Origin of the sequence: Streptomyces sp. NPDC004732 (genome assembly GCF_040609235.1) — a bacterium.
GTDB lineage: Bacteria > Actinomycetota > Actinomycetes > Streptomycetales > Streptomycetaceae > Streptomyces.
The window spans coordinates 1-21,744 of record NZ_JBEXJR010000014.1; the positions used below are offsets into that span (position 1 = coordinate 1).

Genomic DNA, 21,744 nt, shown 5'->3' on the forward strand with positions numbered 1-21,744 from the left:
TCCACATAACGGTCGTCCGACAGCTCCCACTTGCGTCCCACCGCCCGCAGCGTGGGCACCATCACCTCCTCCCACACGGGTACGAGACCGTGCTCACCGACCAGCGCATTCAGCCTGCCCTGCACCTCGTGCGCATCCAGCCGGACCGCGGCACGCGCCAGACCCCGGCACTCCTGACGCACGTGGCCCAGCGGCAGCGCGGTGCTGGCGTTGCGGTGGCGCCGTCGGGGCGGCGGGGCTCCGGACCCCGCCGACGGCCGGGGGTCCTCCGGCGAATCGTTTCGCGCTGCGGCAACAGGGGGCGGCTCAGGAGTCGTGGCAGGTGCGGCTCGCGTGGCAGGTGCGGCTTGCGCAGCCGGTACGGACCTCTTGACCAGGCGTGCCGCCTCCGCGGGCGGGATGCCGCTCGCCGTGAGGCGGCACATGTGTTCCAGCATGGCGATGTCCTGGGGCGCCCACCGCCGGTGACGTCCCTGCGGACGGACCGCGGGACCCAGACCGTAGCGGCGGTCCCAGCTCCGCAGCGTCGTCGGCGAGACGCCCAGGCGCCGGGCGACGGCTCCCGAGGTCATCGCGGCCCCGGGCGTCTCCGGCGGCTCCGTGCCTGCTGAATCGTTCATGCCCTACAAAATACGACGCAGAATCGATGCACGTTGCTCGACCCGCTCCCCGCGCGAAGGATCGGCGCCAAGCCGCCTGCCCGCGCCGGACCACCCCGGGGCGGAAGAAGCGGTGCCCCGGCAGAAGGAGCCGCCGCCCATGATCGCCAGCCGACCGGTCGCCGAGAGCCGTCCCGCCCCCCTGCCGGGCCGCGCGGCCGACCGGAACGAAAAGGACCTAGAGGACCTGGCCACCGGCTTCGTGGCAGGGGACGAGGCCTGCCTGGCCGTCGTCCATCACCGGTGGGCGGCGCTGGTGAACTGTGTCGCCCGGCGCTCGCTCGGGGATGCGCGGGAGGCCGAGGACGTCACGCAGCAGGTGTTCATCGCCGCCTGGCGCGGCCGGGCCGGGTACTCCCCGAGCCGCGGCACCCTGGCGGGCTGGCTCATCGGCATCACCCGGCGCAAGGTCGCCGACGCGCTGTCCGCACGCACCCGTCGGGCCGCCCTGGTGGACGCCGCGGGCGCGGCGCTCGCCGTGCGCACCGAGGAGGCGTACTCCCTGGACGGCGTGCTGGACCAGCTGCTCGTCGAGCATGAACTGGCCCGTCTGCCGTCACCGCAGCGCAAGGTCCTGCGGCTGGCGTTCTACGACGACCTCACGCAGCCCCAGATCGCCGTCGTCACCGGCTGGCCCCTCGGCACGGTCAAGAGCCACGCCCGGCGCGGCCTGCTGCGTCTGCGCCACGCCTTCGAGAACGGCGGCGACCCGGACACCTGCGGTCCGCTCCGGACCTGAGGCGTCCGGGGTCGGGCGGTCAGGCCCCCAGCAACGGCGCGCGTCCCGCCCTCTGGAGGGGGGTGGCGAGGTCGACCAGGGCCCGCTCCAGGCTGTGCAGGTGCGCGAGGGCGGGCTCCATGACGGCGTGCGGCAGCTCGGCGACGGCGCTGACCTCGGCGGGTGCCGCCTGCTGCGTCGTCAGGGCCTCGACTGCGACCTCGACACGCTGGCACGCGGCGGCCAGCCGGGCGTCGTGCGATGCCTCCGGATCAGCTGCGACGGCGGCCAGTCCCCGTACCTCGCGCGCACAGTTGTCGAGCAGCGCGACCACCTGAAGGGCGCGCCCCTTCCGGGTCTTCAGCGGGCTGAGCGGATGCACGAGCGGCGCGAGGGACATGCGCACCCGCCCGAGGATCGCTTCCAGTTCGGTGATGCGGCGGGCCGGGTCGGCGGACTCCGTGCCCGCGAGCCGCGCGGCCGCTTCCTTGGTGCAGTCGTGCACGCAGCGGAGCGCCTTCTCGATCCAGGCCTCGGTCGTGGCGTGCGTGGTGATCGGCAGCACGAGCAGCACGGCGATCACCGCGCCGAGGGCGCCGATGCCGGTCTCGGCCAGCCGCAGTGCGAGGAGGCTCGCGTCCAGCACGCCGAGCAGGCCGTACAGCGACCCGGCGAGCACCGTCACCGAGAGCATCATCCAGGTGTAGGACACCGCGGCCGTGTAGAAGATGCCGAAGACGCTGATCGCCACGAGCAGGGCGCTGGGCACGGGTGAGCCCTCCAGGGGTACGACGAGGACGAGGCCCGCGGCCATCCCGATCAGCGTGCCGAGCACTCTCCGGAAGCTCCGCACGACCGTCTCGCCGCGCGAGGTGGTGTTGACGAACACCCACCAGGTGGCGCCCACCGCCCAGTACCAGCGCTCGCCGGAGAGCAGCTGCCCCATGGCCAGCGCGAAGGCTCCGCCCGCGGCCGCCTGGATCGCCTGCCGGGTGGTGGCCCTGGCCAGTCCCCGGGCGGCCTGCGGAGCGGGCGGTACGGCGCCGGGCGGCAGCCTGCGCTCGTAGCACCACAGCCCGAAGCGCACCGTCGAGGAAGCCGCGAGCGAGAGCAGGACCGCGACGAAGAGCTGGGGCAGCTGCGCCGGCTCGGTGTGGAGGAACTGGCTGATGAAGAAGGTCATGAAGGCGAACACGCCGAGCGAATGCCCGCGCGGCCCCCACCGCCGCGCGTATACGCCGAGGCCCATCACGGCGAGGAAGGCGAGGTCCCGCGCCACCGGAATGTCGTGCAGTGACGCCGCGAGAGCCAGCACGGGGAACCCGACGGCGGGCAGCAGTGCCGTGGTGATCGCCTGCCCCCGCACGGTCGTGTCCGTGACGGTGAAGAGGGCGAGGAGCGCGGCGAGCCCGCCCGTGATCGCGGCGACGAGCGAGTGTCCGGCCAGACCGCACACGACCACTGCCAATGAGATGCCGAGTACGGCCCTCGAAGCGAAGCGCCACCGGATCCCTCCCGGATCCGGCGCCACGAACACCCTCTTCAGCAAAACTCCCCCGCCCCTTCCGTGCCCGTCTCGATCTGCCCGCATGAAAAAGGCGCCGCGGAGATCCGCAGCGCCATCGACAGGCCCATCAGACCATCTCATCGCCATCTGGCTCAACCGAGCCCCTCACGGCTGGTCCATTGGCCCACTCAAACACACCACCCCCAACCACGACCAAGCCAACGGTCCATGCGGCTCGCCCCACCGGCGGCGGTGACAGGGGCAGCGCCTGTTGCAGGACGGTGACATTGCGAGGACAACGCAAACGGGAGGCCGGCCGTCTAATCAGTCGTGATTGGCCCCAATGGGAAATAGCGCACCTTCTGCGTGAACTCCCCCATGTCCTTACGGAAAGGCATCTCCATGATCGTCACCAAGCGGCACTCCCTGCGCATCGCTGCCGTGGGCATCATCGGCGCGGTCTCCGTCGCCATGGCGAGCACCGCCGCCACGGCCGCGACCCCGGCCGCGCACCCCGCCTCCGTCGCGCAGAAGGCCCCGGCCGCGGCGGCCAAAATCACCGCGAAGCCCTCGGTGAAGTCCGTCAAGGCGTGGCAGCTGTTCCGGGTCACCGGCACCGCGACCGGCCTGAAGCCCGGCAGCAAGGTGACCCTGCAGCAGAAGCAGCGCGGCCAGTGGGTCTCCCTGCCTGCTTCCGCCCCCGTCGCCCGCAACGGCGCCTACTCCCTGGGCGTCAAGCTGGGCCTGAAGGGCAAGAACGATCTGCGCGTCGTCAACAAGTCGACGGCCTCCCCCGTCTTCAACGTGACCGTGCGCTGACAGCGGTGACGCGGGCGGGGCGGGACAGCAGGAGCAGGCCGCAGGGCTCCGGGCGGACCTCGGCGTCCGCCTTGTGTTCCACCTCGTCCGCCACCCTCAGGGGCAGCGCGGCGAGAGCGGCATCGCGGGGCAGCTCCAGTGCCTCGTGCAGGCTGGGCGCGGGCGTCGTGGGGGCCAGCGGGGCGTGTTCGGGCGCCCGGACCCGGCGCGAGAACCAGATGATCTTGCCGTGGGTCGCGGGGAAGCTGCCCCAGCCGTCGCTGAGCGCGGCGATCTGCGTCAGACAGCCCTGCGGCCCGTAGTGCCGCCGGGGAAGGTCACGGCTGCTGTCCGACACGGCGGTGATGACGTGCTGGCCGTTCCACCACATCTCCACGACGGTCTTCTTGTCGGCTCCGTGCTCCTCGATCTCGTGGAGCAGCACCTCGGTGCAATGGCAGACGGAGTCGCTGAGGGCCCCCAGCCCCCAGTGCCGTAGATGCGCGGTCAGAATGCGTCTGACCTGGTCGATCCGCTCCGGGCTCACCTCGACATCGAGGTGGTGGTAGCAGGGGATCGCGGATTTCATTGCTCTTGGCTCCTCTCGGCGAAGCTGGCCCGCTCCACCTCGGCCACGACCGGCCGAGCCCCGAACACGAAACGTGAGCACTGATCACTACTGAGTCATTCTCAGCGTGCGAGCGCTACTCCATTTGCGCAACACGAAGCAGGCCGGAGCGGATCAGGGGCGCCAGCGGTGCACGTACCCCTCCCGCAGCGGCCCGCCGAACAGGTCGAGCACCTGCTCGGCCGCGGCCGTCAGCGGCCCGGGATCGGCGCGCTCGGCCACGGCCCGATGGCCGTCCAGCAGGGCCTTGCCCAGGGCCGGGTCCGCGTCCAGGAGCCGGCGGGGCAGCCACCTGCCCACGCCCGACCAGGCGTTGTGGTGGGCGGTGAGGAGGTGCGCCGCCTCGCGCAGCGTGAAGTCGGCGCAGGCGAGCTGTTCGTACCGGTCGTCCCGTGCGACGTCGGCCAGGTCGTCCATGAAGCAGGTGAGTCCGTAGCGGCTGCGCTCACGTTCCGCGGGGGTGAGGGGAGGCGGGCCTGCGGCGAGGACGTCCCGGGCCTGTGCGCACGTACGGGCGAGATGGCCGTCCCGGTCCAGCACGGGCAGGCCTTCGGCGTAGATGAACAGGACCGTGCCGCGTCGGCGGGCGCTGTCCCACGCGAAGAACTCCGGCACGTCCGCGAGCGCGGTCAGGAACAGCTCGACGGGGCGGCCCTCGTGGCACCTCACTTCGCGGCCGGTGGTGCCGGAGTCCGGCAGGAGGACGGCGACGTCGAGATCGCTCGTCGCGGTGGCACGCCCCTGGGCGGCCGAACCTCCCAACACGGCGCCCAGAGCGTCGGGGAAGAGGGAGGTGACGAGTCGTGAGGCGTGCGTGGCGGGGCTCTCTTGACTGTTCATGGAAGGTCATCGTGGCAGCGCATATGCCTGCTCCCGGTAAAGGGACTGTGCTAGTCCGGCCTCCCGCGGCACTGGTCCGTACCAAGAGCGGGAAAAACAACTTCTAGGTACAACCAACTGGCCGGAATGAGATCCACACCGCGGACGGGGCGGGAGGACTCTGAGCTCGTTCATCGAGAGGCGCATGCCGGAAGTGACCGTTCCGGCAGGCCGGTCCCCGAGGGGAGTCCGTGGAATGGGACGTGGCAGGGCGAAGGCGGAGCGCATCGCGGCGGATGCCGCAGAACGCCTTTTCGCCGCGGGACAGTTGCTGCAGAGGGCGCCGACCACGCCCGACAGCCGAGCGGTGTTCCGCACGGATCAGGAAGTCAACGACCAGCCGTACCGCGACCGTTGGGCGCACGACAAGGTGGTGCGTTCCACCCACGGGGTGAATTGCACAGGATCGTGTTCCTGGCAGGTGTATGTCAAGGACGGCCTCATCACCTGGGAGACACAGGCGACCGACTACCCCTCGGCGGGAGCGGACCGGCCGGACTACGAGCCACGGGGCTGCCCGCGCGGGGCGTCCTTCTCCTGGTACACGTACTCACCGACGCGCGTGCGCTACCCGCACGCACGCGGCGTCCTCGTGGAGATGTTCCGCGACGCGAAGCGACGCCTGGGCGGCGATCCGGTGGCGGCCTGGGCGGAGGTCACCGGCGATCCCGACCGGCGGCGCCGCTACCAGTCGGCGCGCGGCAAGGGCGGCCTGGTGCGCATCGGCTGGGACGAGGCGCTGGAGATGGCGGCCGCCGCGCACGTGCACACCCTCAAGGAGTACGGGCCCGACCGCATCGCGGGCTTCTCGCCGATCCCTGCGATGTCGATGGCGTCGCACGCCGTCGGGGCCCGCTTCCACTCCCTGATCGGCGCCCCGATGCTGTCCTTCTACGACTGGTACGCGGACCTGCCGATCGCCTCCCCCCAGGTCTTCGGCGACCAGACCGACGTGCCCGAGTCCGGGGACTGGTGGGACGCGGCGTATCTGATGCTGTGGGGCTCGAACGTCCCCGTCACCCGCACGCCCGACGCCCACTGGATGGCTGAGGCGCGCTACCGGGGGCAGAAGGTCGTCGTGGTCTCGCCGGACTACGCGGACGCGACGAAGTTCGCCGACGAGTGGCTGCACCCGCATCCGGGCACCGACGGCGCGCTGGCGATGGCGATGGGGCACGTGATCCTGCGGGAGTGCTTCGTGGAGCGGCAGGTGCCGTACTTCACGGACTACGTCAAACGCTTCACCGACCTGCCCTTCCTCGTCGCACTCGACGAGCGCGGCACGGACACCCGCGTGCCCGGCGCCTTCGTCACCGCGCGGGACCTCGACCTGGCCAAGGAGGCCAAGGCCGAGTCACGGCGCTGGATGCCCGTCCTGTACGACGCGGCCACCGACCGCCCCGCCGTTCCCAACGGCACGCTGGGCGACCGCTGGGGCAAGGCGGGCGAGGGCCGCTGGAACCTGGACCTCGGGGACATCGACCCCCTTCTGACCCTGCACGGGCACCCCGCCGCCGAGACGGCCCACGTGGTGCTGCCCCGCTTCGACGAGGAAGGGGCGACGGTGCGCCGACAGGTGCCCGCGCTGCGCGTCGACGGGCGCCTGGTGACCACGGTCTTCGACCTGATGCTCGCTCAGTACAGCGTCGGGCGCGCAGGGTTGGGTGCAGGGCCGGGCGAGGACGCGGCCGTGTCGTACGACGACGCGGACACGCCGTGCACCCCGGCCTGGCAGGAGGCGGTCACGTCGGTGCCCGCGCAGGCCGTGGTGCGTGCGGCGCGGGAGTTCGCCCGGACCGCGGAGCAGACGCGGGGCCGCTGCATGATCGTGATGGGGGCGGGCACCAACCACTGGTTCCACTCGGACACGATCTACCGGTCGTTCCTTTCGCTGCTGCTGCTCACCGGCTGCCAGGGCGTCAACGGCGGCGGCTGGGCGCACTACGTGGGGCAGGAGAAGGTCCGTCCGTACGCGGGCTGGCAGCAGGTGGCCACGGCGTCGGACTGGGTGCGTCCGTCACGGCAGATGGCCGGGACGCCGTACTGGTACCTCAACACCGACCAGTGGCGGTACGAGAAGTACACCGCGGACACCCTGGCGGCCCCCACCGCGCCCGGCGCACTCACGGGCCTGCACACCGCGGATCTCGTCTCCCGGTCCGTCCGGCAGGGCTGGATGCCCTCGTACCCCACGTTCGGCGCGAACCCGCTGGATCTGGGGCGGCGCCTGCACGAGTCGGGCGAGGACCCCACGAGCTGGGTCGGCGCCGAGCGTGACGCCGGGCGTCTCTCGTACGCCTGCGAGGACCCGGACGATCCGGCCAACTGGCCCCGGGTGCTCACCGTGTGGCGGGCCAACCTCATCGGCTCGTCGGCCAAGGGCAACGAGTTCTTCCTCCGCCATCTGCTGGGCGCGTCCGACAATGCGAGCGCCGAGGAGGCGCCGCCGGACCAGCGGCCGCGCGAGGTGACGTGGCGGGACGAGGCGCCGCGCGGGAAGGTCGACCTGCTGCTCGCACTGGACTTCCGCATGACGTCCACCACGCTCTTCGCCGACCTGGTGCTGCCCGCGGCCACCTGGTACGAGAAGCACGACCTGTCCAGCACGGACATGCACCCCTACGTGCACGCCTTCTCCCCCGCCATCGACCCGCCGTGGCAGGCCCGCACCGACTTCGAGATCTTCCACGGCCTGGCCGCCGAGGTCGGCCGCCTCGCCGCGGGCCGCCTGGACGTGGCCCACGACCTGATCGCCACTCCCCTGCAGCACGACACCCCCGGCGAGGCGCCGCCCGACGGGCCCACGGCCCCCCGGTTCACCCTCGTGGAGCGGGACTACACCGCCATCGGCGACAAGATCGCCTCGCTGGGGCCGCTCACCGGCGAGGAGGGCATCACCGTCAAGGGAGTGACCGTGCGCCCGCTGCCGGAGATCAGCTGGCTCGGCGCCCGCTGCGGCACGGCGACCCACGGGCCCGTGCGCGGGCGGCCCCTCCTCGACACGGACGTCAAGATGTGCGAGGCGATCCTCGCGCTGTCGGGCACCACCAACGGGCGGCTGGCAGCCGAGGGCTTCGAGCGGCTCGCCGAGCGCTGCGGCACGGACACGGGCCTGGGCGAGCTGGCAGCCTCGGTGGCCGAGCGGCGCATCACGTTCTCCGACACACAGGCACGGCCGGTGCAGGTGGGGGCGAGCTTCGAGTGGTCCGGCAAGGAGGGCCCCGAACGCCGCTACTCCCCGTTCACGATCAACACGGAGCACTTCAAGCCCTGGCACACCCTCACCGGACGTCAGCACTTCTATCTCGATCATCCATGGATCGCCGAGTACGGCGAACAACTCCCCGTGTACCGGCCGCCGTTGAACCTCTCCGTGCTCGGTGAGCAGCCGACCGCGGATCCGGACGGGGGACGCTCGGTGACGGTGCGGTATCTGACGCCGCACTCGAAGTGGTCCATCCACTCCGAGTACCAGGAGAACCTGCTGATGCAGACGCTGGCCCGCGGCGGCCCCGTCATCTGGCTCGGCGTGGACGACGCCGCGTCGATCGGTGTGGCGGACAACGACTGGATCGAGGCGCACAACGCCAACGGTGTGGTGGTGGCCCGCGCGGTCGTCTCCCACCGCATGCCGCCCGGCACCGTGTTCATGTACCACGTCCAGGAACGCATGGTGAACGTGCCGAAGTCGGAGGCGACCGGGCGCCGCGGCGGCGTCCACAACGCCCTCACCAAGCTCCTGATCAAGCCGACCCATCTGATCGGCGGCCACGCGCAGCTCAGCTTCGCCCCCAACTACTACGGCCCCACCGGCAACCAGCGCGACGCGGTCACCGTCATCCGGCGCCGCTCCCAGGAGGTGCAGTACTGATGCGCGTGATGGCACAAGTGGCGATGGTGATGAACCTCGACAAGTGCATCGGCTGCCACACCTGTTCGGTCACCTGCAAGCAGACCTGGACCAACAGGGCGGGCACCGAGTACGTGTGGTTCAACAACGTCGAAACGCGTCCCGGCCAGGGCTACCCCCGCGGCTACGAGGACCAGGAGAAGTGGCGGGGCGGCTGGCAGCTCAAGCGCGGCCGTCTCGTGCCCCGGGGCGGCGGGCGCGCCCGGCGCCTCGCCCGGTTGTTCGCCAACCCCGAACTGCCCTCGCTCGACGACTACTACGAGCCGTGGACGTACGACTATGAGACCCTCACCACCGCCCCCCTCGGCGACGACGTGCCCACCGCACAGCCGCGTTCCCTGATCGACGGCGAGCCGACCGCGGTGACGTGGGGGCCCAACTGGGACGACGACCTGGGCGGCGGTCCCGAACACCTCGCCGGTGACCCGGTGTTGAAGAAGATGAACGAGAAGGTGCGCCTCGAGTACGAGGAGGCGTTCATGTTCTATCTGCCGCGGATCTGCGAGCACTGCCTCAACCCCTCGTGCGTCGCGGTGTGCCCGTCGGGCGCCCTCTACAAGCGCATCGAGGACGGCATCGTCCTCGTCGACCAGGACCGCTGCCGCGGCTGGCGCATGTGCGTGAGCGGCTGCCCGTACAAGAAGGTGTACTTCAACCACCGCACCGGCAAGGCCGAGAAGTGCACCTTCTGCTATCCGCGCGTCGAGGCGGGCGAGCCGACCGTCTGCTCCGAGACGTGTGTGGGGCGCCTGCGCTATCTCGGCGTGATCCTCTACGACGCGGACAAGGTCGGCGAGGCGGCCGCCACCGAGAACGAACAGGATCTGTACCAGGCCCAGTTGGACTGCTTCCTGGATCCCGACGACCCCGAGGTGGCGCGCGCCGCCGAAGCGGCCGGCATCCCCCACGACTGGGTCACCGCCGCCCGGCGCTCCCCCGTGCACGCGCTGATCAGCCGCCACAAGGTGGCGCTCCCGCTGCATCCCGAGTACCGCACCATGCCCATGGTCTGGTACGTCCCGCCGCTGTCGCCCGTCGTGGAGTCCCTGACCGCCACCGGCCACGACGGCGAGGACCCGGCCAAGCTCTTCGCCGCCATCGACTCGCTGCGCATCCCCATCGGCTACCTCGCGGAGCTGTTCACCGCGGGCGACCCCGCCCCGGTGGAGGCCGCGCTGTGCCGACTGGCCGCGATGCGCTCCCACATGCGGCGCGTCAACCTCGGCGAGGAGCAGGATCCGGCCATCGCACGCGCCGTCGGCATGGACGCCGACGAGATCGAGGCGATGTACCGGCTGCTCGCCCTGGCCAAGTACGACGAGCGCTATGTGATCCCCACCAGCTACACCGGCCAGACCCCCGGCGCCGACGACCTGGACGCCGGCTGCAGCCTGGACGGGCAGGGCGGGCCCGGCATGTACGACCCGGACGCCTTCCACATCCCCCTGGGCCCACCCAAATCCGGGAAGGAGCCCGAGCACGCGGGGACTTCGCTGCGCGACCGGGTCAACCTCCTGAACTGGAACGGCCGCGGGCGCCCCGAGGGCCTCTTCCCGGGCACGGAGGGCGACGCCCGGTGAACCGAGCCGTCGTCCACCAGGCCGCGTCCCTGCTGCTCGGCTACCCGGACCGGGACTGGCCCGGTCGGCTGCACACCGTGCGCTCGGCGCTCGAACCCGTGCCGGGCGCCGACATCCGGCTCCTGCGACAGTTCTGCGCCCGGGTCGACGGCACGGAGCCGCTCGAACTCGCCGCGCGGTACGTCGCCACGTTCGACCGGAGCCGCCGCCGCTGCCTGTACCTGACGTACTACACCGACGGGGACACCCGCAGGCGGGGCACCACCATGGCCGGGCTCAAAGCCCTCTACCGCGACCACGGGTGGCGGCCGCCCGCGGACGAACTCCCCGACTTCCTGCCCCTGATGCTGGAGTTCGCCGCCCGCACCCCGGACACCGGCACGCGGCTGCTCGCCGACCACCGCCCCGCCCTCGAACTGCTGCGCTTCGGCCTTGCGGCCTACAGCAGCCCCTACGCCGACGTTATCGAGGCCGTCTGCCACACCCTGCCGGGCCCCGGCCCCGCCACCCGCGAGGCCGCCCTCCGCCTCGCCCGCACGGGACCGCCCGCCGAATCGGTGGGCCTCCTCCCCTTCCCCCGGCTCCGACCGGTTCCCGACGCCCCGCACGCGGAGGAGACTTCCCGGTGAACCATCTGCACGTCGCCCTGTGGGGCGTACTGCCCTATCTCGTCCTCGCCCTGCTGATCACCGGCACGGCCTGGCGCTACCGCTACGACCGGTTCGGCTTCACCACCCGGTCGAGCCAGCTGCACGAGCACCGCCTGCTGAGCGTCGGCGGCCCGCTGTTCCACTACGGGCTGCTGTTCGTGGTGGCCGGGCACGCCATCGGGCTGCTGATCCCCGAGTCGCTCACCGAGCGGGCCCACGTCCAGGAGTGGATGTACCACCTGAACGCCCTGGTCGTGGGCGGCACCGCGGGCCTGGCCACCCTCGCGGGCCTCGGGATCCTGGTCCACCGGCGGCTGCGCGTGCCCGCCGTGCGGGCGGGGACCAGCCGCAGCGACCGCGTCGTCATGCCGGTCCTGGTCTGCGTGATCCTGGCCGGACTCACGGCCACCGCCACCACGCTGCAGCCCCACTCCTACGACTACCGGCTCGGGGTCTCGGTGTGGTTCCGCTCCCTGTTCGCCCTCGACCCCGACGTGTCCGCCATGGCGGACGCCCCGCTCGCCTACCAGGTCCACGCGCTGCTCGGCATGGCCCTGTTCGCCCTGTGGCCGTTCAGCCGCCTGGTGCACGCGTTCACGGCACCTATCGGCTATCTGGCCCGCCCGTACGTGGTCTACCGGTCGCGCGGGGTTCCGGCGGGGCGCCGGGAGGGGGCAGCCCGGCGCTGACCACGGCCACATGCGCCAACTCCCCGACGGGACACGTGGTGTTCACGCCACGGCACCGTCGGGGCCCAAATCGTGCAACTAGCATCCATTTCGGCTGCAGAAGCAGACCATCCGGTCCGGAAAGGATGCACATCCACACATGGAACCCTTATTAGCGCAAGGATCCCCGCTCTCGCGGCGTGCCGCGAGACCCCGCATACCGCTCGTCTTCCTACTGGTCACCGCGCTCCTCACGGGACTGCTCACCGCGCTCACCGCCACGGTCGGCGCCGCTCCGGCGCACGCCGCGGCCATCGACCGCACCGTGCTCACCTGGAACATGCAGGGCGCGGGCGAGGGGAGAAACGACCCCGCGCAGAAGTGGGAGGTCCTCAAGAACCCGCTGATGTCCGACGCGCAGCTCGGGAAGCCGGACATAGCCCTCATCCAAGAGGGCGGCCCCATGGACGTACCGAACAGCGCCAAGGACGCGGGCGCGATGACCCCCGTGATCATCAACGGCCAGAACGAGCCCATCACCCAGGTCCAGCACACGACCTGGAAGGTCAACACGAAGGACACGTACCACATCTACCGCGTCGATTGGGACGTCGACGGGCACCGCGTGAACCCGACGATCGTCACCCGGGAACCGGCTCAACAGACGATCCTGATCGGGCGGGTCGGCGCCGGTACGCGCCCGGTGCTTGGCGTGCGCTTCGGCAACGACGTGTACTTCACCATGCACGCCGCCCAGAACGGCAACGACGCCGAGGCGCAGGCAGGCCGGGCCTGGACCTGGGCAAAGGCACAGAATCCGCAATACAACATCGTGGTCGGCGGGGACTTCAACAAGGAACCGAAGGACCTCGGCAACCTCAACGGCATGACCCTGCACAACCAGGGCCAGAAGACGCACACCGGCGGCAAGGAACTCGACTACCTGCTCGCGGGCAACGTCAATCAGCCGGGCAAGACCAACCCGGAACGGATCCGCGAACCGGGCCGGTTCTCCGACCACTCCCCCGTGCTGTTCACCCCCGACCACCGTTGCGCCTGGGGCGCCACGAGCGCCGCACGCGGCGCACGGTCCGCGGCCGCCGAAGCCGACGGCTGCCAGGAGGCGATGGTGTCGATGGGCGACAGCTACATCTCCGGCGAGGCCGGGCGATGGCAGGGCAACGGTTCCAACGGCCAGTACAGCACCAAGGCCAAGGACGGCTCCTCGTACGGCACCGACCGGACCGCGCTCAACTGTTCCGGCAGCGGGAACGACGAGAAGTGCGAGCACGATCCGAAGCGGGTGTACGGGGACACCGGCGAGGGCAAGGAGCAGTGCCACCGTTCGGATGTCGCCGAGATCAAGTCGATCGGTGACGGGCTCGGCATCCCGGCGGAGCGGCGCCTCAACATCGCCTGTTCCGGCGCCACCACCGAGGACATCCTCACGCGGACCTTCAAGGGCGAGAAGCCGCAGTTGGAACAGCTGGCCTCACTGTCCGGGAAGTACCGCCTCAAGTACGTGGTGCTCTCCATCGGCGGGAACGACCTGGGCTTCTCCAAGATCGCCCGGGACTGTGTCCTCGGCTACGAGGTCAACCGCCCGTGCAGCGACAAGGGCCGCGGCGAGATGGGACCGAAACTGGCCAAGGTGCAGGACGCGGTGGGCAAGACGGTCGACGCGATCCAGAAGACCCTGGCGGAGTCCGGCCAGAAGACGAAGATCATCATCCAGGGTTACCCCAACCCCGTCCCCTCGGCGCTGAACGTGCGCTACGAGAACAAGGCGTGGCTGCGGGAGATGTCCGGCGGCTGCCCGCTGACCGACAAGGACGTGGACTGGCTCCACTACGAGGTCGTGCCGGGCCTGAACCATGAGATCGCCTCCGTCGCGGAGAGGGAGGGAGTCATCTTCCTCGACCCGCTGGCCGCGCTGGCCGGTCACCAACTGTGCGGGCAGGGCGCGGCCCAGGCCGACGACAAGAACACTCTCGCCAATCCGCCCGACCCGACCGTGAGTGAATGGGTGCGGTGGATTCCGGGCCTGTCCGACGGGCTCCCCTGGACCCAGGGCGAGACGCAGGAGGCGGCGCACCCCAATGCGTTCGGTCAGCAGGCGATGGGCACCTGCCTGCGCCAGACCATCGAGAAGACCAAGGACTACGCCGACGGCTACTTCGCCTGCGCCGGATCGCGCGGCATGGGCCCCGGCGACGTACGGGTCTCCGAGAAGAAGCCCGCGCAGCACATCCTGATCGGGGAGACCCACCGCATGGTGCTGCGGAACTCCGGCAGCGGTGATCTCGTCGACGCCGACTGGGGCGGCAGCGACTCCTACGTCCGGGGCGAGGAGGAGGGACAGACCGACAAGCAGGCGTGGGACGTCACCGCCTACGAGGCCGGTGGCGAGACCACGAAGCAGAACTCGGACGAACCGCAGCCGATCCTCGCCGACATCACCGTCAAGCGCGGGGGCCTCAACCTGGCCAGCAGCGAAGCCCCGTCCAACGGCGAGGACCCGAACGCCGACCAGGACGAGTACTGGGCGCAGTTGGCCAAGAACGGCCGGCACAACCTCAACACCTGGGCCCTCTCGAAGCCGGAGAGGGACGGCTCCATGCAGTACCTGTACCTCCGTACGGACGCCGACGGCAAGCGGAAGGTGGGCGGCTGTCTCACCCAGAACCCGGAGGTGATGACGGACAAGGACCGCAAGAGCTGGCTCACCGTGGAGCCCTGCGGAGCCGGTCCCCGCCAGAACTGGTGGCTGGAGTCACCGGGTCCGTTGCCGAACCCCCGCCCCGCGCCGGACGGGTGGGAGGATCGTGGCACGGGACAGATCGCCAGCTCCGAGCACGGCTCCTGCATCCGCGGGGGTGTTTTCGGGACCGCGGGCCTGGCGGACTGCGAGGACTTCGACATCGTCCAGCAGTGGGAGCCCACGGCGCAGGTCCCGCTGACTCCGCCCAGGACGGCGGGCAAGACGGCCAAGACCGCCAAGACCGCCAAGACACAGACGGCCCCGAAGCCGACCGCCAACGACGTCTTCTTCCTGGTGAACTCCGCCTCGAAGGACTGCCTGAGTCCCCTCGCGGGCGGGCAGAGCATCGTGGTGGACACGTGCACGAACTCCGCCGCCCAGCAGTGGGCCTGGCAGGGCCGCACGCTGCGCTCCGTGGACAGCGGCCAGTGCCTGGTGACCGACGCCGACGCGGATTTGTCCCTGGCCGACTGCGTCGACGTCCCCGACGCGCTCAAGGGGGGCATCGAGCCGAAGGACGCGTCCCGCGTGGTGATGCGGTCCGCGACGGGCCTGGCGATGGAGTTGCCGGGCGGTGACACCACGGCAGGCAAGAAGATCGTCGGCGCGGCTCCGGCGCCCGGGCAGGACAGCCAGACGTGGGACCTGCACGCCGACGCCGGGCCTTACGGCATCTGGCGCGTGGCGCCGAAGCTGATCGACTCCCGGCACTTGTCGTACAACGTCATCGACAAGGTGGCCGCGCTGATGGACGCGGTGGCCGACAACAAGGGCGAGCAGTGGCGGCTGGAGAAGGTGGGCGGCGGCTGGTACCGCGTCGTCAACAACCTCGACGGCACGGTCCTGACCGCATCCGGCGCCGGGGAGCCGCTGGCGCTCAAGGAACCGTTGAACAACCTCGGGCAGTGGTGGCGCTTCGACTGCACCTGCTAGGGGTGCGCCGCTCCTGCTGGGAGAGGGCGGGGGCGGTCCTGCGGGGCCGCTCCCCGCCCGGTGTGCCTAGCCGTTCGGCAGGATGACCGCCCGGCCGTGGACACGGCCCTCGTGCAGCAGCTCGTACGCCTTGGGGGCCTCGTCCAGTGCGTACGTCTCCACATGGACGTCGATCACGCCGGACCGGGCCAGGTCCAGGACCTCGATCAGTTCGGCCCTGCTGCCCCAGTACGGGGCGCGGAAAGCGGCGTCGAAGGGGGTCGTGCCGAAGCCGACGGGTGCGGCTCCGCCGCCGATGCCGACGATGGTGACGTCCGCCTCCACCGCGGCGCACGCGCTCGCCGTCGCCGCGGTGGGCGGTGCTCCGACGAAGTCGAACACCGCCTGGGCGCCCAGGCCGCCGGTGAGTTCGCGGACCCTGCCCGCCGCCGCCCCGTCCGAGAGGACCGTCTCGTGGGCGCCGACCTCGCGGGCCAGCGCCAGCTTCTCCTCGGTGACGTCGAGGGCGATCACCCGCGCCGGGGTCAGCGCACGCAGCAGCTGGATGGCGACGTGTCCCAGGCCGCCGGTGCCGATGACCACGGCGGTGCTGCCCGGCGTCAGCTTGGGCAGCGAGGTCTTGATGGCGTGGTACGGGGTCAGGCCCGCATCGGTGAGCGGCACCGCCGTCACCGGGTCGAGCCCGCCGAGCGGCACCAGGTGGCGCGGGTCGTCCACGACCATGTACTCGGCGATGGCGCCGGGCGCCCCGAGTCCGGGCGGGCGGATGCCCAGCTCGGCGGCGCGCGTGCAGTAGTTCTCCTTGCCCTGCGCGCACATCAGACAGGTGCCGCAGCCCCACGGCCCGTACACGGCCACGGAGTCGCCGAGCGCGAGCCCGGTGACGCCCTCGCCGAGCGCGGCGACGGTCCCTGCGCCCTCGTGGCCGAGGGTGAGCGGCAGCGGGAAGCCCAGGGACTCGGCGGGCCTGCTCATCACGGCGATGTCGGAGTGGCAGACGCCCGCGGCGGTGACCTTCAGGAGGACCTGGCCCGGACCCGGTTCGGGGCGCGGGACGGTGACCACCGCGGGGGCGGTGCCGACGCTGCGGTACTGGACGGCCTTCATCGTCTCAACGTGCCGCATAGCCGCCGTCCACCAGGTGGTAGCTGCCGTTGATGAACGAGGCGCGGTCCGAGAGCAGGAACAGCGTGAGGTCGGCGACCTCGTCGGCGGTGCCGAGGCGGCCCTGCGGGTGGAGGGCGATGAGCGCGCGGTGCTGGGCCTCGTCGCCCTTGAGCAGCGGGGTGTCGATGAAGCCGGGTGCGACGGCGTTGACGCGGACGCCCCGGGCCGCGTACTCGACGGCGGCGGTCTTGGTCAGGCCGACGACCGCGTGCTTGGCGGCGGAGTACGCGGCGGAACCCGCGAAGCCGTTCGTGCCGAGGATCGACGACATGTTGACGACGGCGCCGCCGCCCGCGGCGAGGAGGTGCGGCAGCTCGTACCGGAGCGAGTAGAAGACGCCGTTGAGGTTGGTGTCGATGACGCGCTGCCAGTTCTCGACCCCGTACTCGCCCGTCGGAGCGGAGGCGCCCGCGATCCCGGCGTTGTTGACGGCCAGGTGCAGGCCGCCGAAGGTCTCGACGGTGAAGTCGACGGCGTGGCGCACCGACTCGGGGTCGGTGACGTCGACGCGCACGGCAGCGGCCCGGCCGCCCGCCTCGGTGAGCGTGCGGGCGACGTCGTGGGCGCCCTGTTCGTTGTAGTCGGCGACGACGACGGCCGCTCCCGCGGCGGCGAGGCGGCGGGCGACCTCGAGGCCGATGCCGGAGGCGGCGCCGGTGACGAGGGCGGTCTTCCCTGCGAACTCCGCGGGCGGTGCCGCGTCCGTCCGGGGTGCCGCAGTGGTGCTGGGAGTGCTGGTGCTCATGGTGGTGCCTGGTTTCACATAGAGGTGGTTCGGGGTGCGGGCTCGTCGGCCAGGGCCGCGAACGCCGCGTCGATGAACTGCGGAAGGGGGCCGTTCTCGCCGGGGGCGATCCAGAACCGCACGGCGGTGCCGAACGCCCCGACCGCCAGCGAGACGGCCAGGGCCGGGCGCAAGTCGCGCTCGGCGTCGAGCCCGAGCCGGTGCGCGACGATCGCCACCGACTCGGCCTTGGCCTCGTCCTGCACCCGCAGATAGGCGGGCAGCAGCGACGGCTCCTCGTGGAGCAGGTGCAGCAGGTCGCCGGAGCGGGGCAGACGGTGCCAGGCGGTCGGCTCGTCGTCCAGCCAGCTCCGGAGCGCCCGGTAGTAGGCCGTGAGGGGGCCCTCCCCTGCGGGGCGGGCGGCGAGCGCCGCGTTGATCAGCGCGTAGTCGACGCGCAGGGCGTCGACCACGGCGTCCTCCTTCCCCGTGAAGTACCGGGAGAAGGTGCGGCGGGAGACGTCGGCGCGGTCGCTGATCGTCTCGACGGTGACCTGGTCGAGGCCGTGGGCGAGGACCAGGTCCACGGCGGCGTTCGCCATGGTGGCCCGGCTCTCCTGGACCTTGCGGGTCCGGCGGCCCTGTGTGCTGCTCATGCTTCGACCGTACTCCTCAATGTGTCCCAGTGGGACACTTGTCCCGACGAGACACGCGTGAGACGCGCCACTGGGCGGGCTTCGGCGTATTCGCGCTCCTGCTCACGGGCGGCCGCTCGTGCCATCGTGAAGAGGTCCAGGGTTGGTCCGGACCAATTGAGGAGCGTGTACATGCGCGGCACAACGGTCTTACCGGGTGAGGGGAACAACGGAGAGCCGGGCGAGGACGGCATGCCGATGCACCGGCTGCAGGTCCCCATGCCCAATGCCCTGCCCTTCGCCATCGGCACGTTCGACACCATCGGCCCCATGTCGCGCGCCCCGTTCCCGCACCGGCACACCTTCCACGAGATCGTCCATGTCACCGGCGGCACGGGACGGCACGTCGTCGACCTGAACCGCTTCCCGCTGCAGCCGCCGAACCTGTGCTTCATAGCCCCCGGGCAGGTCCACCACTGGGAGGACGTGACCGGTCTAGAGGGCCGGGTCATCCTCTTCACCGACGACTTCCTCGTGGACCACTCCGCCGACCGGCACGTCCTGCGGACCCTCTCCCGGCGCTCCTGGCTGGACCTGCCCGAGGAGGCGGCCGAGGAGACCGCGCGCCTGGTCGCCGAGCTGGACGGCGAGTACCGGGCGGGGGGCGCGGGGTTCCAGAGCGTCCTGCGGGCGCTGCTGCACGTCCTGGTGGTCCGGGCGGCGCGTCTGCCCGCGCCCCGGTCTCCGGTGGAACCACCCGCGCCACCACCTCCCGAGCCCTCGTCCCACTCGCGCCCCGGCTCGGTGGCCGCGGACTTCTCGACGCTGCTCGGGGCGCCCGAGGGGGCCCTGCACTCCGTGCGGTCCTGCGCGGACGACCTGGGCGTCTCGGTGAGCTACCTCAGCGAGGTGGTGAAGGCCGCCACCGGCCGGACGCCCGGCGAGCTGATCCGGCAGACCCGGGTGCACGAGGCCAAACGGCTGCTCCTGCGCACCGAGTTGTCGGTCCGTCAGGTCGCGGGGCGGGTCGGCTTCAAGGACCCGGCCTACTTCTGCCGCTTCTTCCGCCGCGAGACCGGCGCGAGCCCCGGGGACTTCCGGCGCGGCGCTGGCGATATTCACCACGACCACCGGCTCGAGTCCATCGCCGCGCCCTCCTCCCGCGCATAGCTTCATAGCCGATCCCGGACCCACCCACCCCCTCAGGCTCAGGAGGAGCGATGGACCAAGAGACCGGCAGCCCCACCGGAGACGGCATACCCGGCGCGGACGGCACCCCGGGCACGGGCAGCGACCCAGGTGCCCCCGTCAACGGCACCAAGGGCCCAAGCCGCAAGACCGTCCTGCGCGCCGCGGCCGCGCTGGGCATGGCCGTACCGGTGTCCCTGATGGGCGTCCCCGCGCTGGCCCGGACGGCCGCCGAACGCGGCGAGGCGCCCGAGATGACGCCGACCTGCGACGACGGTGACGACCCGACCATCCCGCAGATGGAAGGGCCCTACTTCAAGCCCAACTCCCCGGAGCGCACCTCGCTCGTCCAGCCCGGCACCCCGGGCGTGCGCCTCACCGTCACCGGTTACGTCTTCGGGCGTGCCTGCAAGCCGATCCCCCGGGCCCTGCTGGACTTCTGGCAGGCCGACACCTACGGAACGTACGACAACGCGGGGTACCGCTTCCGCGGGCACCAGTTCACGGACGCGAACGGCGCGTTCAAGCTCACCACGATCGTGCCCGGCCTCTACCCGGGGCGCACCCGGCACCTGCACGTCAAGGTGCAGGCCCCGGGGCGTCCGATCCTCACGACGCAGCTGTACTTCCCCGGCGAGCCGCGCAACAACACGGACTCGCTCTTCGACCCCCGCCTCCTCATGAACGTACGTGCCGTCGGAAACGGGAAGGAGGCCGACTTCGACTTCGTGCTGAACGTGCCGCAGTGATCCCCGAGGGGTCGCCGTACACCCCCGGACGGCCGTCGCCGGTCAACTGACCGTCCCGACCGTCCGAGGAACAGAGGAAGTCGTATGTCGCTCGCAGGCCGCAGAGCCCTTGGCACCTTGCCCCTGATCGCCGCTTCGCTGTTGGTGGGCAGCGGACTGGCGTCCCTGACACCGGGGCAGGCCAGTGCCCGCGCGGACTCTGCCGTGCGGGCGGCGGACGACTTCGACGGCGACGGGTACGCCGACCTGGTCGTCGGTGCGCCGGGCGGCACGGTCTCGGGCAAGGCGAAGGCCGGGTACGTGGTGGTGACGTACGGGTCCAAGGACGGCCTCGACCCCGCCCACAAGAAGATCGTCAGCCGCGCCACGAGCGGCGTGCCCGGGTCGGCCACCGCCCAGCAGGAGTTCGGGCGGACGTTCACCAAGGGCGACCTGGACCGGGACGGCTACACCGACCTGGTCGTCGGCTCCGACGGCCAGGGCTCCGGTGCGGGCGCGGTGATCCTGTGGGGTTCCGCGTCCGGCCTCACCGGCGGCACCGCGATCGCCACGTACGGATTCGCTCCGCAGGCCGGGGACTTCGACGGGGACGGCACCACCGACCTCGCGCTGTTCGGCCGGGCGGGCTCGCACGGCGACGATCCGATCAGCCAGCGCGCCCGCCTGTGGAAGGGACCGGTCACCCGCACCGGAACCCCGGCGGCGACCCTCGACTTCATGGACAAGTCGCAGTGGTGGAGCTACGAGAGCGAGGAGCGGCCCGACCCCTCCTGCGGCGAGCGGCCCGAGACCTGCGTCGACGGGCCGATCTCGGTGAAGGGTCCGGTGGTGCCCAAGGCCGTCGGCGACATCAACGGCGACGGCCGCGCCGACATCGCCATGAACGACTACTACGGCGACGGCGAATGGGGCAACCGCGTGCTGTACGGCGGCGCGACCGGGTTCAAGCGGGGCGACGCACCGGGCTCCAGCGGCGCCCTGGGCGTGGGCGACATCAACGGCGACCACTACGACGACCTGGTCGTCGGCGACAGCGGTTACGAGAGCAAGGTCATGGTCGCCTACGGCTCGGCGGGCGGGCTGACGGGCGACGTGCAGAAGTTCGACCAGGACCTGCCGGGCGGGCCGGGTGCGGAGGAGAGCGGTGACGGTTTCGGCAGTTCGGTCGCGGTCGGTGACGTGACGGGCGACGGCCGTGCCGACGTCGCGCTCGGCGTGCCGGGCGAGGACGTCAGGAACATCACCGACGCGGGCGCGGTCGTCCTCGTGCACGGCAGCCCCGACGGTGTGACCGGCACCGGTGCGCAGGCCTTCCACCAGGACACGGCGGACGTCCCCGGGGTCGCCGAGAAGAACGACCGGTTCGGCGCGGCCGTGGCACTGCTCGATGTCACGGGCGACGGGCACGGCGACCTCGCGGCGTCGTCCGTGGAGGAGAACGCCCGCGCCGGCGCCCTCTGGTCGCTGCGCGGCACCGCCACAGGACCGACCGCCGCCCGGTCCGTGGCCTTCGGCCCCAAGGACGTGGGCGCACCGAACACCGCGGCGCTCTTCGGGAGCGCGCTGCGTTAGGGCCCTGGTCCGGTGCCG

At 71.4% G+C, this 21,744-nt stretch carries 16 protein-coding genes and 1 pseudogene; 10 read left to right on the plus strand and 7 right to left on the minus strand.

Annotation, left to right across the window (positions count from 1 at the left end; translation table 11 throughout):
* The coding region (locus ABZV77_RS34110) for a MerR family transcriptional regulator (RefSeq protein WP_356265563.1) at nt 1–620 on the minus strand (620 nt) is incomplete at its 3' end.
* Nucleotides 621–759: 139 nt separating this feature from the next.
* Here ABZV77_RS34110 and ABZV77_RS34115 point away from each other — a divergent pair.
* On the plus strand, nt 760–1,398 hold the full coding sequence (locus ABZV77_RS34115; RefSeq protein WP_356265566.1) for a sigma-70 family RNA polymerase sigma factor: 639 nt from the start codon (nt 760–762) through the stop codon (nt 1,396–1,398).
* 19 nt (nt 1,399–1,417) lie between these two features.
* Here the strand turns inward: ABZV77_RS34115 and ABZV77_RS34120 are convergent, their stop codons facing one another.
* Nucleotides 1,418–2,926: an FUSC family protein gene (locus tag ABZV77_RS34120; protein ID WP_356265569.1), complete on the minus strand. Its 1,509-nt coding sequence runs from the start codon at nt 2,924–2,926 to the stop codon at nt 1,418–1,420.
* A gap of 360 nt (nt 2,927–3,286) precedes the next feature.
* Between ABZV77_RS34120 and ABZV77_RS34125 the strand changes: the two genes are divergently transcribed.
* The gene (locus ABZV77_RS34125) at nt 3,287–3,703 is read left to right on the plus strand and encodes a hypothetical protein (RefSeq protein WP_356265981.1); all 417 of its coding nucleotides are present in this window, start codon (nt 3,287–3,289) and stop codon (nt 3,701–3,703) included.
* On the opposite strand, the gene ABZV77_RS34130 is transcribed toward ABZV77_RS34125, so the two are convergent.
* Nucleotides 3,684–4,271 (minus strand): pep a2, encoded by a 588-nt coding sequence (locus tag ABZV77_RS34130; RefSeq protein ID WP_356265572.1) that lies wholly within the window; start codon nt 4,269–4,271, stop codon nt 3,684–3,686. The genes ABZV77_RS34125 and ABZV77_RS34130 overlap by 20 nt on opposite strands.
* A 153-nt stretch (nt 4,272–4,424) precedes the next feature.
* Entirely contained in the window at nt 4,425–5,150 is a 726-nt protein-coding gene (locus ABZV77_RS34135) for a nucleotidyltransferase domain-containing protein (RefSeq protein WP_356265575.1), read from the minus strand.
* A gap of 235 nt (nt 5,151–5,385) precedes the next feature.
* Between ABZV77_RS34135 and ABZV77_RS34140 the strand changes: the two genes are divergently transcribed.
* From ABZV77_RS34140 to ABZV77_RS34160, 5 genes are all read left to right on the plus strand, one after another.
* Nucleotides 5,386–9,060 (plus strand): nitrate reductase subunit alpha, encoded by a 3,675-nt coding sequence (locus ABZV77_RS34140; RefSeq protein WP_356265578.1) that lies wholly within the window; start codon nt 5,386–5,388, stop codon nt 9,058–9,060.
* Nucleotides 9,060–10,679, plus strand: coding sequence for a nitrate reductase subunit beta (narH, locus tag ABZV77_RS34145; protein ID WP_356265581.1), 1,620 nt, complete (start codon nt 9,060–9,062; stop codon nt 10,677–10,679). Before ABZV77_RS34140 ends, narH begins: the two co-directional genes overlap by 1 nt.
* Complete coding sequence (narJ, locus tag ABZV77_RS34150; protein ID WP_356265583.1) at nt 10,676–11,308, plus strand: nitrate reductase molybdenum cofactor assembly chaperone; 633 nt, start codon at nt 10,676–10,678, stop codon at nt 11,306–11,308. The genes narH and narJ overlap by 4 nt, the downstream gene beginning before the upstream one ends.
* Entirely contained in the window at nt 11,305–12,018 is a 714-nt protein-coding gene (gene narI, locus ABZV77_RS34155; protein ID WP_356265586.1) for a respiratory nitrate reductase subunit gamma, read from the plus strand. Before narJ ends, narI begins: the two co-directional genes overlap by 4 nt.
* A gap of 139 nt (nt 12,019–12,157) precedes the next feature.
* Nucleotides 12,158–15,691 carry a GDSL-type esterase/lipase family protein gene (locus ABZV77_RS34160; RefSeq protein ID WP_356265589.1) on the plus strand — a complete coding sequence of 1,178 codons (3,534 nt, stop codon included), beginning with the start codon at nt 12,158–12,160 and terminating at the stop codon, nt 15,689–15,691.
* A 66-nt stretch (nt 15,692–15,757) separates the two neighbouring features.
* Here the strand turns inward: ABZV77_RS34160 and ABZV77_RS34165 are convergent, their stop codons facing one another.
* From ABZV77_RS34165 to ABZV77_RS34175, 3 genes are read right to left on the minus strand one after another with little or no spacing between them, the layout of a single operon-like run.
* On the minus strand, nt 15,758–16,798 hold the full coding sequence (locus ABZV77_RS34165; RefSeq protein ID WP_356265592.1) for an NAD(P)-dependent alcohol dehydrogenase: 1,041 nt from the start codon (nt 16,796–16,798) through the stop codon (nt 15,758–15,760).
* Nucleotides 16,799–16,802: 4 nt separating this feature from the next.
* Entirely contained in the window at nt 16,803–17,603 is an 801-nt protein-coding gene (locus ABZV77_RS34170; protein ID WP_356265595.1) for an SDR family NAD(P)-dependent oxidoreductase, read from the minus strand.
* A 14-nt stretch (nt 17,604–17,617) separates the two neighbouring features.
* Nucleotides 17,618–18,238, minus strand: a complete 621-nt coding sequence (locus ABZV77_RS34175; RefSeq protein ID WP_356265598.1) for a TetR family transcriptional regulator — start codon at nt 18,236–18,238, stop codon at nt 17,618–17,620.
* A 171-nt stretch (nt 18,239–18,409) separates the two neighbouring features.
* On the opposite strand from ABZV77_RS34175, the gene ABZV77_RS34180 reads away from it, so the two are divergent.
* From ABZV77_RS34180 to ABZV77_RS34190, 3 genes and pseudogenes are all read left to right on the plus strand, one after another.
* Nucleotides 18,410–19,387 carry an AraC family transcriptional regulator gene (locus ABZV77_RS34180; protein WP_356265601.1) on the plus strand — a complete coding sequence of 326 codons (978 nt, stop codon included), beginning with the start codon at nt 18,410–18,412 and terminating at the stop codon, nt 19,385–19,387.
* A gap of 197 nt (nt 19,388–19,584) precedes the next feature.
* A pseudogene (locus ABZV77_RS34185) lies at nt 19,585–20,151 on the plus strand (dioxygenase); the annotation flags it as partial.
* 87 nt (nt 20,152–20,238) lie between these two features.
* A complete protein-coding gene (locus ABZV77_RS34190) occupies nt 20,239–21,726 on the plus strand; it encodes an FG-GAP-like repeat-containing protein (RefSeq protein ID WP_356265603.1) in 1,488 nt (495 codons plus the stop codon).
* The last annotated feature ends 18 nt before the right edge of the window (nt 21,727–21,744 follow it).

Bases quoted from the DNA above. Each gene is read 5' to 3' on its own strand.
- ABZV77_RS34180 (WP_356265601.1), top strand. From the start codon at position 18,410: ATGCGCGGCACAACGGTCTTACCGGGTGAGGGGAACAACGGAGAGCCG.
- ABZV77_RS34130 (WP_356265572.1), bottom strand. From the start codon at position 4,271: ATGAAATCCGCGATCCCCTGCTACCACCACCTCGATGTCGAGGTGAGC.
- ABZV77_RS34115 (WP_356265566.1), top strand. From the start codon at position 760: ATGATCGCCAGCCGACCGGTCGCCGAGAGCCGTCCCGCCCCCCTGCCG.
- ABZV77_RS34140 (WP_356265578.1), top strand. From the start codon at position 5,386: ATGGGACGTGGCAGGGCGAAGGCGGAGCGCATCGCGGCGGATGCCGCA.
- ABZV77_RS34135 (WP_356265575.1), bottom strand. From the start codon at position 5,150: ATGAACAGTCAAGAGAGCCCCGCCACGCACGCCTCACGACTCGTCACC.
- ABZV77_RS34165 (WP_356265592.1), bottom strand. From the start codon at position 16,798: ATGAAGGCCGTCCAGTACCGCAGCGTCGGCACCGCCCCCGCGGTGGTC.
- narH (WP_356265581.1), top strand. From the start codon at position 9,060: ATGCGCGTGATGGCACAAGTGGCGATGGTGATGAACCTCGACAAGTGC.
- ABZV77_RS34175 (WP_356265598.1), bottom strand. From the start codon at position 18,238: ATGAGCAGCACACAGGGCCGCCGGACCCGCAAGGTCCAGGAGAGCCGG.
- ABZV77_RS34160 (WP_356265589.1), top strand. From the start codon at position 12,158: ATGGAACCCTTATTAGCGCAAGGATCCCCGCTCTCGCGGCGTGCCGCG.
- ABZV77_RS34190 (WP_356265603.1), top strand. From the start codon at position 20,239: ATGTCGCTCGCAGGCCGCAGAGCCCTTGGCACCTTGCCCCTGATCGCC.
- ABZV77_RS34170 (WP_356265595.1), bottom strand. From the start codon at position 17,603: ATGAGCACCAGCACTCCCAGCACCACTGCGGCACCCCGGACGGACGCG.
- ABZV77_RS34125 (WP_356265981.1), top strand. From the start codon at position 3,287: ATGATCGTCACCAAGCGGCACTCCCTGCGCATCGCTGCCGTGGGCATC.